This window comes from Streptomyces bicolor, from assembly GCF_000719285.1.
Classification (GTDB): Bacteria; Actinomycetota; Actinomycetes; order Streptomycetales; family Streptomycetaceae; genus Streptomyces; species Streptomyces bicolor.
In genome coordinates, this window is record NZ_JOFS01000002.1 from 37,971 (window position 1) to 50,165 (window position 12,195).

The following is a 12,195-nucleotide window of genomic DNA, read 5'->3' on the forward strand; positions in this document are numbered from 1 at the left end:
AGGGGGCCGTACGGGCAACGGACCGTACGGCCCCTTGCGTTGTCCTAGACTCACCGGCATGTCAGGTCGTGACCTGTTCTGTCAGCCCCGCCGCTTCGGCCGCGGGGCCGCCCTGACATTGGTCTTCGCCAGTGTTCTCGTCGCCGGTGCCGCGACCGGCTCCCTGCCCGGCCCCGACCGGAAGTCGCCGGAGGGCCCGACCCGTTCGGACGCCTCCGCCGTCCGGCACGAGGACATCGCCGAGGCGGCCGCCGAGGCCATGGCCGCCGGCAAGTCCCCCATGGAGGCCGCCGAGCGCGCGGTCAGCCGCAGCGGGGACCGCTGGGGCGCCGTCTACTCCGAGGGTGAGTACGAGGAGTTCGAGGAGGCCCTCGACGGCGAGTACACCGGCGTCGGGCTGTGGGCGCGCCGCGAGCGGGACGGCCGTATCGAGGTGACCAAGGTGCGGCCGGGGTCGCCCGCGGCCGCCGCCGGAGTCCGTGCGGGCGACCGGCTGCGCAGCGTCGACGGCGCGAAGGTCGACGGACGTCCGGTCACCGAGGTCGTCTCCTTACTGCGCGGCGACGCGACGGACGCGCCCGCCGGTACGCCCGTGAAGGTGGGGCTGGAGCGCGGCACGCGCGCGTGGGACCTCACTCTGCGCCGGGCCGTCCTGTCCACAGACTCGGTCACCGTTCGAGAACTCGCCGGCGGTGTCACCGTGATCCGGATCGCCTCCTTCACCAAGGGCTCGGGCGACGCGGTCCGCTCCGCCGTACGGCAGTCCCCGGCCGGGATCGGCATCGTCCTCGACCTGCGGGGCAACTCCGGCGGCCTGGTCACCGAGGCCGTCACCGCCGCCTCCGCCTTCCTCGACGGCGGCCTCGTCGCCACGTACGACGTCGACGGCGACCAGCGCGCCCTGCACGCCGAACCCGGCGGCGACACGGCCAGACCGCTGGTCGCGCTCGTCGACGGCGGCACCATGAGCGCGGCCGAGCTGCTCACCGGCGCTCTGCAGGACCGCGGCCGCGCGGTCGTCGTGGGCACCCGCACCTTCGGCAAGGGCTCGGTCCAGATGCCGAGCCGCCTCCCCGACGGCTCCGTCGCCGAGCTGACCGTCGGCCACTACCGCACCCCGTCCGGCCGGGCCGTCGACGGTACCGGGATCACACCCGACCTGGAGGCGGACCAGGGCGTCCTGGAGCGGGCCGAAACGGTCCTCAGCGGCCTCGGCGAGTCGTAAATCCGCTTTCCGCTCACCCCGTCCGTAGTGCGAAAATGGACGGCACTATGAGCAAGGGAATGTACGTACCCAAGGAGTCCCAGCCCAAGCAGGGCGGGACCGCCGCCAAGGCCAGGGACGGCGAGAAGGGCGGCAAGCGCAAGATCGTCGCCCAGAACAAGAAGGCCCGGCACGACTACGCGATCATCGACACCTTTGAGGCCGGCCTGGTCCTCATGGGCACCGAGGTCAAGTCGCTGCGCGAGGGCCGGACGTCGCTGACCGACGGCTTCGTCCAGATCGACGGGGGCGAGGCCTGGCTGCACAACGCCCACATCCCGGAGTATCACCAGGGCAGCTGGACCAACCACTCCGCGCGCCGCAAGCGCAAGCTGCTCCTGCATCGCGAGGAGATCGACAAGCTGGAGGCCAAGGCCCAGGAGACGGGTCACACGATCGTGCCCCTCGCCCTGTACTTCAAGGACGGTCGCGCGAAGGCCGAGATCGCTCTCGCGCGAGGCAAGAAGGAGTACGACAAGCGCCAGACCCTGCGGGAGAAGCAGGACCGGCGGGAGTCGGACCGGGCGATCGCGGCGGCGCGCAGGCGCCAGCGCGGCTAGCAGCGGGAATACGGTGGCATCGGCGTGCGTTGGTCACGTACGATGGCAGCAACACCGGCCAGGGGCTGGTGTGCGCATTGAAAACAAAACATGGGGATGATCGGTTTCGACAGCGGCTGTTGAAGCAGGGGAAGCGTGTCGAGGAAGCGGCAATGATCTCGTAAACCATATGTCGCAAAAAATAATCGCCAACACCAAGCGCGATTCCTTCGCCCTCGCTGCCTAAGTAGCGACTTGCGAAGTGTCAGCCCGGGGCTGTTCCCGACCCGGATCCTGGCATCAGCTAGGGAACTAAACCTTGATCCCGGTCACGGGGTGAAGAGGGAAACCAAACAGTGACTGGGCCCGTCGGCGACTTGTTCGCGTGATCGCCGGGGCCGAGAAAATCGCAGCGAACTGCACACGGAGAAGCCCTGATTCTGCACCGTTGGACGCGGGTTCGATTCCCGCCATCTCCACTCATCCCATGTGGGCAAAGGCCCCGCCGCCTCCGGGCAGCGGGGCCTTTGTCATGCGGGTAGGGCGCCCTTGCCGACAGAGTGATCTGTGACACCACTGTGACCGGAGGTGTGGGTTCCACCACAGCCTGTCGGGTCGGTGCTTGGTGAGGTGGGCGGATGCCTACCAGCCTGCGCACCGTGCCCGCCGTCCTCGCCGGGATCCTGCTGCTCGCCGCCTGTGGGTCCGAGAGCGCCGCGCCGGTCGGTGACTGGCGGGTCCGTGCCGAGACGTTGTGCCCGTCGGACTTCGCGCAGTACGGCAGCCTTCCGTCGCAGTACGGCAGCCTGCAGCCGGTCACCGGATCGTCCGACGGCAGCCGCACCTCCGGTACGCCGACACCGCTTCCGCTGCCCTCTGCCGACGCGGCGGCCGAGAGCGACGTGAAGGTCACCGCGCTGTATGCCTGGGGGAGCGACAGCGGCTGTGAGTCGGATTTCTCCGCCGACTTCGAGGTCACCAACAGCGGTACGGAGAAGGCCACGTATACCGTCACCCTCGGGTTCGTGTCGTCGTCCGGAACCATCGCCGGCCATGTGGAGCGGACCGTCGTGTCCGTCGGGCCGGGGCGCACCGTGAAGGGGACCGCCGGCTTCGGGCAGTCGGTCGGCGACGCGCCCGACATCTCGAACGTCAAGGTGGAGAGGGTACGCAGCGTTCCCGCCGACGAGGCGTCCTCCGCCTCGGGACCCTGCCCCGCCTCCGGGCTGCACGTCTACGCGGACGAAGGGGACGCCGCCATGGGCCTGCGCGTCCTAGGCCTGCATCTCGTCAACTGCGGGACCCGGCCCTATGAGCTCAACGGCTACCCGGAACTCGAGATCCTCGACGAGGACCACGACAGCGTCGACAGCGTGCGGATCCTCCACGGGACCGACCGGATCAGCACCGGCATCGGTGGCACGGGCAGCCCGCAGCGCGTCGTCCTGCGCCCGGGCGAGGCCGCGCAGGCGTCACTGGCCTGGCGGAACACCACCCAGTTCGGCGAACCGGTGAACGCACCGTACCTGCGCGTGCGAGCCAAGCAGGGGGCACGCCCCGTGATGGTGGTGCCGGAACTGGACCTGGGGACGACGGGGAAGCTCGGCGTCGGGCCGTGGGAGCGGGACGAGACGTACCGGGATCCCACGGCGGCCGCTACTCCGCGCCCGTGATCGGTTCCGTACGGCCGACACTTGGTGAACCACCATGGCGGGCACGTCCGTTGTGTTGTCCGACTCCATATCGACGGGTCGTTCACGCTTCTACGGTCCGTCCCCATGACACAGACCAGAGCCGCAAGCCGTCGTATCCCCGTGCGGGCACCTGCCCGTGTACCTGTCCTGGCGACCCTTCTCGTCGCCCTGATCGCCGCCGTCCTCACCCCGGGCCGAGCCGCCGCCGCCTCGCTCCAGGAAGTCACCGGCTTCGGCACCAACCCCGGTGCCCTGCGCATGTTCCGGTACGTCCCCGACGGGCTGCCCGCCGGCCGGCCCGTGGTCGTCGCGCTGCACGGCTGTACGCAGAACGCGTCCGGCTACGGCACCGGCAGCGGATGGACGCAGCTCGCCGACCGCTGGGGCTTCTCCGTCGTCCTCCCGCAGCAGCAGACCGCCAACAACGCCTCGTCCTGCTTCAACTGGTTCCAGAGCGGGGACATTGCGCGCGGCCAGGGCGAGGCCGCGTCCGTCGCGCAGATGGTCGACCGGCAGCTCGCCGACGTCTCCGGTGACGCCTCGCGTGTGTATGTCACCGGGCTGTCGGCCGGGGGCGGGATGACCGCCGTGATGATGGCCGCGTACCCGGAGAAGTTCGCGGCGGGCGGGATCGTCGCGGGACTGCCGTACGGGTGTGCGCAGGCCGCCGGGTCGCCGTATGTGTGCATGTACGTCGGCGCCACGCAGTCCCCGAAGCAGTGGGGCGACCGGGTGCGCGCCGCCCGGCCGGGGTACGCCGGGCCTTGGCCCACGCTGGTCGCCTTCCAGGGGACGGCCGACCACACCGTGAAGCCGGTCAACATGACCGACCTGATGCGGCAGTGGACCGATGTGCGGGGCGCCGATCAGGTCGCCGATGTGAGCGACAGCGTTGCCGGGTACCCCCATCAGGTCTTCAAGGACGCGGGCGGGCGTGCCGTCGTGGAGACGTACAGCGTCACCGGGATGGGGCACGGGCAGCCCGTCGATCCGGGGAGTGGGAGTGAGCAGTGCGGGAGTGCCGGGGCGTATCTGCTCGATGTGGGGGTGTGTGGCGCTTATCGGATGGGGTGGGCTTGGGGGTTGGGCTGAGGGCCTTGGTCAGCCTTGTGGCTCAGCAGGTAGCCGGATGTCCCCACAGGGTTTGGGGGCGTCCGACAGGCTCCTGCTGAGCTTGGGTCACCGTCCGGTTGCACGGCCCGGGCGGGGACCCTCCCAGTTCCCAGGTACAGCACAACGGCCCCCCACTCGGCACCCAAGACCACCGACCGTTCACTCACCCCGTCACCCCGCGACCGGCACCGCATCAAGGTGACTCAACCGCACCGGAAACGCGTCCGACATCCGGCTCCAGCCCTCGCCCCCGAAGTGCACCGAGCAACTCGACCGGGTTCCAGGTGGCGCCGTAGAGCCTCGCGGCCCCGTACACGGGGAGCATCAGCCAACTCCGGAGCGTCCGGCGCTCGGAGCGCAGCGCGCGCGGGCGGCGGAAGTAGCCGGGCCTCGGTGCTCGCAAGGCCAGGGCGACCCCGTGGTCGGCGCGCAGCAGCTCGCCTGCCGGTACCAGCGCCCTCGCCCGCTCGACCGTCTCCCGGCCACGGTCCGTTCCGCTCACCCGTATCGTGCCTCGCTGTTCTGATCCCCGTCCGTGCAGGTCAACGGCTGCTCACTCCGCCGTCCGCCGCGCCGTACCGGCCCGTTGCGTCATCGTAGGCGGCAGCAACGTCGCCTCCGGTACGGCCTTCCCGTCCAGCTTCCGCATCAGCAACTCCACGGCCTGCGAACCGACTTCCGAGGACGGCAACGCGATCGAGGTGACCGGTACGCGCAGGGACTCGGCGACTTCGTCGGGGCAGATCGCGGTGATCGACAGATCGGTCGGCACCCGGAGACCGAGCTCCTCGAAGGCGTCGATCAGCGGCTCCAGGACGGCCTCGTTGTGGATCACGACACCCGTCAGCGCCGGCTGCTCCCGCAGCAGTTGCTCGGCGACCGCGCGGGCGGCGACCGGTGACGCCTCGCAGGGGTGCACGGCGGACGACAGCCGGTTGCGGTCCGCGGCGGCCGTGAAGCCCTGCACGACCCGCTGGGCGAAGGCCGTCCGCCGTACGTACACCTCCGGCGGCGACCCCACCAGCGCCACCACCCGGTGCCCGAGCCGCGCCAGATGCTCCACGCAGGCTTCGCCCGCCGCCTTGAAGTCGAGGTCGACGCAGGTCAGTCCGTCGGAGTCGGCGGGGAAGCCGATCAGCACCGACGGGCGGTCCAGGTGCCGTAACAGCGGCAGCCGGGGGTCGTGCAGCTGGACGTCCATCACGATCAGCGCGTCCACCAGCCCCGTGTCCACGACCCGTCGCAGCCCCTCCTCGCCCTCCTCCTGGGTCAGCAGCAGCACGTCATGGCCGTACCGTCGCGCCGTCGTCACCACGGACACCGCGAACCGCATCACCACCGGCACATCGATGCCGGCCCGCAACGGCACCACCAGCGCCAGCACGTCGGACCTGCGGCCGGCTAGCGCGCGGGCGCCGGCGTGCGGGTGGTAGCCGAGCAGGCGGACGGACTCCTCGACGCGGCGCCGGGTCTCCTCGGAGATCGGGCGCTTGCCGCTCAGCGCGTACGACACCGTGCTGGGGGAGACCCCGGCGTGCCGGGCCACATCAGTGATCTTCACCATCAGCCCAGCTCCAGGGAGAGGAAGCCGCATCCCGCCCGGGCCCGCGCCTCGCGCTCGCCGGCCGCCAGACCCCAGGGCGCGGACGGGGCACCGCAGGAGGCCCGCAGCGTGTCCCCTTCCCGTACGACCGTGAAGGCCACCTCCCCGACCCGCACCGTCACCTGCGCGCCCCGCACCGGCCCGAACGCCCGCAGCGTGACGCCGTCGGCATGGTCGTAGTCGGGCCGGTCGTCCACCGCGCCCACCGGGATCACCGCCCCCGGCCGCACCAGCAGCGGCACGCTTGTGAAGCCGTGCTTCTCGCGCACCCAGCGCGGGCCGGTCACCGTCTCCCCGCTGAGGTAGTGGGTCCAGGTGCCCTCGGGGACGTAGTACGCCACGTCCCCCTCGTCGCTGAACACGGGCGCCACCAGCAGGTCCGGGCCGAGCATGTACTGCCGCTCCAGATGTACGCAGCCGGGGTCGTCCGGGAACTCCAGCACCATCGCCCGCATCATCGGCACGCCCTCGGTGTGGGCGGTGCGGGCGACTTCGTAGAGATAGGGCATCAGGCTCAGCTTCAGGCGGATGAAATGGCGGGCCACGTCCACCGCCTCCTCGTCGAACAGCCACGGGACCCGGTACGACGACGACCCGTGCAGGCGGCTGTGCGAGGACAGCAGGCCGAACGCCAGCCAGCGCTTGAACAACGCGGGCGACGGGGTGCCTTCGAAGCCGCCGATGTCATGGCTCCAGTAGCCGAAACCCGACAGGCCGAGCGAGAGCCCTCCGCGCAGCGACTCCGCCATCGACTCGTACGTCGCCTCGCAGTCGCCACCCCAGTGCACCGGGAACTTCTGGCTGCCCGTCGTCGCCGAGCGGGCGAAGACCACCGCCTCCTCCTCGCCCCGGTGCTTGCGCAGCACGTCGAAGACGGTGCGGTTGTAGAGGTAGGTGTAGTAGTTGTGCATCCGCTCCGGGTCGGAGCCGTCGGACCACCGCACGTCGACCGGCACCCGCTCGCCGAAGTCCGTCTTGAAGCAGTCCACGCCCTGCGCGAGCAGCGCCTCCAGCTTCCCGGCGTACCACTCGCGGGCGGCGGGGGAGGTGAAGTCGACCAGCGCCATGCCCGGTTGCCACAGGTCCCACTGCCAGACACTGCCGTCCGGCCGCTTCAGCAGGTGCCCGAGCGCCTTGCCCTCGGCGAAGAGCGGCGAGCGCTGGGCTATGTAGGGGTTGATCCAGACACAGACCCGCAGGTCCTTCGCCTTGAGCCGGGCCAGCATCCCCTCCGGGTCCGGGAACACCCGCGGATCCCACTGGAAGTCGCACCAGTTGAACTCGCGCATCCAGAAGCAGTCGAAGTGGAAGACGGACAGGGGGAGTTCGCGCTCGCGCATGCCGTCCACGAAGGACGTCACCGTCTCCTCGTCGTACGACGTCGTGAAGGACGTCGACAGCCACAGGCCGAAGGACCAGGCGGGCGGCAGCGCCGGGCGGCCGGTCAGGGCCGTGTACTTGCGGAGGATGTCCTTCGGGGTCGGGCCGTGGATGACGTAGTACGTCAGCTCCTGTGCCTCCGCGCTGAACTGCACCCTCGACACGACCTCCGAGGCGACCTCGAAGGAGACCTTGCCCGGGGAGTCGACGAAGACGCCGTAGCCCGCGTCCGTCAGGAAGAAGGGCACGTTCTTGTACGCCTGCTCGCTGCACGTTCCGCCGTCGGCCTGCCAGATGTCGACGACCTGGCCGTTCCTGACCAGGGGGCCGAAGCGCTCGCCGAGGCCGTAGACGGACGTGCCGACCCGGAGGACCAGCTGTTCGCGCAGGTAGTGCGTGCCGGTCGAGTCCCGCATGATGCCCATGCTCTTGTGCCCGCTGGAGGTGAGGATGCGGCCGCCGGCGAGGAACTCGACCTGCCAGGGGCCGGTGCGGGCGACCCGGACCGACAGCGCGCCGGAGGTGAGGGTCGCGTGCTCGTCGTCGTAGGAGATCTGCGGGGCTGTCTCGTCGGAGTCGGCGAGCTCGAACTCGGGGCCGCGGGGCTGCTCGCCCGCGAAGTGGGTCAGGGTGAGGCCGATGACGTCGGGCATCGGAGTGTGGGCGTTGATCGTCATGACCGGTCCCGTCATCAGGTCGCCGCGCGAGCGGATGGGCCGGGTCGGCGCGTGGATCTCCAGCGCGCCGTCCTGCTCGGTGACGTCGAGGACTTCGGCCGGATGGGCCGCGGTGACGCCCTCGCGCAGCAGCCAGTAGCCGTCGGTGAACTTCATGTGGGGGTCCTTACGTGACTGCGTCCACGATGATGCCGCGCTGCGATCGTCGAATCGATTCGACGGATGATGTCGAAGCGCTTCGATTGCTCGCTTGCCGAAGGTATGTGCGGGCTGAGGGTGCGTCAATGTCCCGTGCGGGAATGGGGGGAGCCATGACGATGACGACTACGGCCGCACGGGCGCCGATCGTGACGGGGAGCCCGTTGCTCGGCTCGATGAGCGATCTGCTGAACGACCCCCTCGCCGCCAACCCCCGCAAGGACAACGTCTTCTACGAGGAACTGCGCCAGTCGGTCGGCAACGGACTGCTCACCAGCCAGGACGACACCTACCTGCGGCAACGGCGGCTGGTGCAGCCGCTGTTCACCCGGCGCCGAGCGACGTCATCGAACTCGTCGGTGAGATGCACCGGTTCGCCCTGCACGTCGTCGGCCGCATCTTGTTCGGTACGGACGTGGAGAAGGCGTTCGAGGTGATCGAGCGCACTCTGCCCCCGCTCCAGGAGTACTCCCTCAAGCGCGGCTTCTCCCCGGGTCAAGGCGCCGCGCACCTGGCCCACCCCCGCCAACCGCCGCGCCGGACGCCTCCAGGCGGAGCTGCGCGCGCTGTGCGACGGGATCATCGACAGCCGCCGGGACCGGGACGACCGGGACGACCTGGTCACCCTCCTCGTGCACGCAGAGAACGCCGAGGACGGCAGCCTGGACGCCGACGAACTCCGCGAGCAGGTGCTGATCTTCCTCCTGCCCGGTCACGAGACGACGGCCACGGGCCCCCACCGTGGCCGACATGGAGGAGCTGCCGTATCTGACGATGGTGCTGAAGGAGGCCATGCGGCTGTATCCCTCCGCGCCCGTGATCGGCCGCCGCTCGGTCGCCGACACGGAGGTGGACGGTGTACGGATACCGGCCGGTGCCGACATCCTGGTCAGCCCCTGGGTCACTCAGCGCCATCCCGAGCGCTTCGACCCCTCCCGCTTCACCCCCGAGGCCGAGGCGGGCCGCCCGGGCTACGCCTGGTTCCCCTTCGGCGGAGGGCCGCGCGCCTGCATAGGGCAGCACCTGTCGATGCTGGAGTCGGTGCGGGGCGCTCCGCGAGGCTCAGCGGTTGGGGGTGCCGCGAGGGTTGTTTGTTGTCTGCAGCGCCGTTGTGGTTGGTCGCGCCCGCGCGGCGGAGCCGCATATTGATTCAGCCCCGCGCCCCTCAGGGCGTTGCTGCGAGCGCGATGAGCAGTGCTGATGCCGCCGCCGCGACCGGTACGCCGTATGCCACCGTCGGGGACAAGTGTTCCACCACCCACCCTCCGGACGCGCTGCCGCACGCGATGCCGCCGAGCAGGGCGGTCACGGCGAGGGTCATGCCCTCGTTGAGGCGGCCGTCCGGGGTGCGCTGCTGCACCAGGGCCATGTTGGTGATCATGGTCGGGGCGGTGGCCATGCCGGAGACCAGCAGCGCGGTGGCCAGCAGCGGGAGCGAGCCGGTGAGGGACGCGGCGAGCAGGGGCAGCGTCAGCAGGGCGGTCATCGCCGCTATGCACCAGGGGTAGCGGTGCTCGGCCGGGCCGGACAGCCTGAGCCGGCCGTACCAGAGGCCCGCCGCACAGGACCCCGCCGCCTGGAGCGCGAGCACCGCGCCCGCCGCCGTGCGGTGGCCCTCCGCGTCAGCGAACGCGATCGTGACGACCTCCATCGAGCCGAACACCGCGCCCATGGCGAGGCAGACGGCCAGCAGCGGGGGCATGCCGGGGGCGCGCAAGGGAGACTTCGAGGTCTTTGCAGCCGTGTGGCCTTGCGGCGGCGGTTCCGTCGACCGCTGGGCCGCGAAGACCAGCACCCCCGTCACCAGGAGCACCACCGCGACCAGCGTCCCCGCCTCCGGGAAGAACGTCCCGCACAGGAAGGCCGCCAGCACCGGCCCCAGCATGAAGCACAGCTCGTCGGCGGCCTGTTCGAACGAGTTCGCGGTGTGCAGGGACTCGGCGTCGCCCTTCAGCAGGTGCGCCCAGCGGGCGCGGGACATGCCGCCGGTGTTGGGAGTCGTCGCGGTGGCGGCGTACGTGGCGAAGAGGGTCCAGGCGGGGGCGTCGTAGCGCACGCACAGCAGCAGCGCGAGGCTGCCCAGCGCCGCGAGGAGCGTGGCGGGTACGGCGACCCGCGCCTGGCCGTACCGGTCGACGAGCCGCGCGGTCCAGGGCGCGACCAGCGCGGTCGCCGCGAGGCCGGTCGCGGTGACGGCGCCGGCGAGGGCGTACGACCCGCGCGCCCCGGCGATCATCACGACCGCGCTCACGCTGAACATGCCCATGGGCAGGCGGGCGATGAGGTTCCCGGCGGTGAAGGCGCGGGCGCCGCGGTGGGCGAAGAGCCGGCGGTACGGGCCGGGTGGGCGGTTCCTTTTCCGGGCGCCGAAGTCGACTGCGACGAGGGTGTCGGAGGTGACGGTGAGCAGAGGAGGGGCCGGGGTGTTCGTGGCCTTTGTGGCTTTCGGGTAGGGGTGTTGCGGCATGGATCCAGCGTCGCCCGCGGTGGATCAAGGCGTCCAACACCTGCTCTGCGCGGATTCACGCACCCGCGTTGTAAGTTCACGACATGCCCGCGCCCGCTCACCTCGATCCCCGCCTCCTGCGGGCCTTCCTCGCCGTGGCCCAGGAGCTGCACTTCACCCGGGCCGCGGCCCGGCTGTACGTCGCCCAGCAGGCGCTCAGCCGGGACGTACGGCGGCTGGAGCGGGAGCTGGGCGCCGAGCTGTTCGTGCGGACGACCCGGCAGGTGACGCTGACGGCCGACGGTGAGCGGCTGGTGCCGTACGCCCGCCATGCCCTGCAGGCCCAGGATGACCTGCTGACCGCCTTCGGCCGGGCCCGCCCCCTGCTGGTGGACCTGAACTCGCCGGGCATGGCCACCGGCCGCAGGGTCCTGCACCGGGCCCGCGAACTCGCCCCCGAGCTGGAGCTGATGGCCCGCTACGAGAGCGGCCTGACGGGTGCGGCCGGCGAGCTGGTCGCCGGGCGGCTGGACGCCTCCTTCGGAAGGTTCGCGGGGCTGGACCCGGCGCTGCGGGCGGGCCTCGACCACCAGCCGGTCCGCTACGAGCCGATGGCGATCCTGCTGCCCGAGGGGCATCCGCTGGCGGAACGGGAACGTGTCCCGCTGTCCGCGCTGGCCGGCGAGACCGTGTACGCCGGTGCGGGCAACCCCCGTACCCCGGAGTGGACCGACCTCGCGCACCGGCTGTTCGACGGGCGGGGCATCGAGGTCGCCGCGCCCGCTCCGCTCGCCGTCGGTGCCGAGGAGTTCCAGCGGATCATGGCCAAGACGCGGACACCCGTGCTCGCCGTCATCGAATTTCCGGCCATGCCGGGGGCGGTGCTGCGCCCGTTGACCGATCCCGTGCCCCTGTCGCCGGTCTCGCTGGTGTGGCGAAAGGGCTTGGCGCATCCCGCGTTGGACGCCCTTCGCCGGGCGGCGGCCCGGATCGCGGCCGAGGAGGGGTGGCTGCGGCGGCCGGCCGATGGATGGATTCCGGCCATCGATTCGGCCGCGATGACGGGCGCGGCGAGTTGAAGCGCTTCGCCCCAGGAAATAGCGAGTGAGGGCTGAGAAGGGCTGAGAAAGGCGCCAATGGATTTATGCCAATTGGCGAAGCGATTCGATGGTGAGTATCGACACCAACGTGCGGTGAGATGTCCCTTATTGGCGGTTACGCTCCATTATTTCCCGCCATTGCCTGTGGAGGGAATGTGAAGGGCGCTGGTAATTTATAGGC

9 protein-coding genes, 1 other RNA gene and 1 pseudogene are annotated in these 12,195 nt (G+C 70.7%); 7 read left to right on the forward strand and 4 right to left on the reverse strand.

Translation table 11 applies throughout. The features are described 5' to 3' along the window. The first annotated feature begins 58 nt into the window (after positions 1 to 58). From IF78_RS0102310 to IF78_RS0102325, 5 genes are all read left to right on the forward strand, one after another. A complete protein-coding gene (locus IF78_RS0102310; RefSeq protein WP_031498005.1) occupies positions 59 to 1,225 on the forward strand; it encodes a S41 family peptidase in 1,167 nt (388 codons plus the stop codon). A 59-nt stretch (positions 1,226 to 1,284) separates the two neighbouring features. Then, on the forward strand, positions 1,285 to 1,824 hold the full coding sequence (smpB, locus tag IF78_RS0102315; RefSeq protein ID WP_031478240.1) for an SsrA-binding protein SmpB: 540 nt from the start codon (positions 1,285 to 1,287) through the stop codon (positions 1,822 to 1,824). A gap of 92 nt (positions 1,825 to 1,916) precedes the next feature. Then, positions 1,917 to 2,285, forward strand: a transfer-messenger RNA (tmRNA) gene (gene ssrA / locus IF78_RS45370). A gap of 156 nt (positions 2,286 to 2,441) precedes the next feature. Next, positions 2,442 to 3,476 (forward strand): DUF4232 domain-containing protein, encoded by a 1,035-nt coding sequence (locus IF78_RS0102320; protein ID WP_031478242.1) that lies wholly within the window; start codon positions 2,442 to 2,444, stop codon positions 3,474 to 3,476. Positions 3,477 to 3,581: 105 nt separating this feature from the next. Continuing rightward, positions 3,582 to 4,589, forward strand: a complete 1,008-nt coding sequence (locus tag IF78_RS0102325; protein WP_031478243.1) for an extracellular catalytic domain type 1 short-chain-length polyhydroxyalkanoate depolymerase — start codon at positions 3,582 to 3,584, stop codon at positions 4,587 to 4,589. A 214-nt stretch (positions 4,590 to 4,803) separates the two neighbouring features. Here IF78_RS0102325 and IF78_RS0102330 read toward each other — a convergent pair whose 3' ends face one another. The 3 genes from IF78_RS0102330 to yicI are packed head-to-tail and all read right to left on the reverse strand — an operon-like array spanning position 4,804 to position 8,426. Next, positions 4,804 to 5,112: a hypothetical protein gene (locus tag IF78_RS0102330; protein WP_031498007.1), complete on the reverse strand. Its 309-nt coding sequence runs from the start codon at positions 5,110 to 5,112 to the stop codon at positions 4,804 to 4,806. A 51-nt stretch (positions 5,113 to 5,163) separates the two neighbouring features. Then, positions 5,164 to 6,174: a LacI family DNA-binding transcriptional regulator gene (locus tag IF78_RS0102335; RefSeq protein WP_031478245.1), complete on the reverse strand. Its 1,011-nt coding sequence runs from the start codon at positions 6,172 to 6,174 to the stop codon at positions 5,164 to 5,166. Continuing rightward, positions 6,174 to 8,426, reverse strand: coding sequence for an alpha-xylosidase (gene yicI, locus IF78_RS0102340; RefSeq protein WP_031478247.1), 2,253 nt, complete (start codon positions 8,424 to 8,426; stop codon positions 6,174 to 6,176). Before yicI ends, IF78_RS0102335 begins: the two co-directional genes overlap by 1 nt. Positions 8,427 to 8,581: 155 nt before the next feature. Between yicI and IF78_RS45615 the strand changes: the two are divergent. Further along, positions 8,582 to 9,512, forward strand: a pseudogene (locus IF78_RS45615) (cytochrome P450); the annotation flags it as partial. 121 nt (positions 9,513 to 9,633) lie between these two features. Here IF78_RS45615 and IF78_RS0102350 read toward each other — a convergent pair. Next, complete coding sequence (locus IF78_RS0102350) at positions 9,634 to 10,935, reverse strand: MFS transporter (protein ID WP_031478249.1); 1,302 nt, start codon at positions 10,933 to 10,935, stop codon at positions 9,634 to 9,636. Between the two features lie 83 nt (positions 10,936 to 11,018). Between IF78_RS0102350 and IF78_RS0102355 the strand changes: the two genes are divergently transcribed. Further along, the gene (locus tag IF78_RS0102355) at positions 11,019 to 11,993 is read left to right on the forward strand and encodes a LysR family transcriptional regulator (RefSeq protein ID WP_031478251.1); all 975 of its coding nucleotides are present in this window, start codon (positions 11,019 to 11,021) and stop codon (positions 11,991 to 11,993) included. Positions 11,994 to 12,195 lie beyond the last annotated feature (202 nt).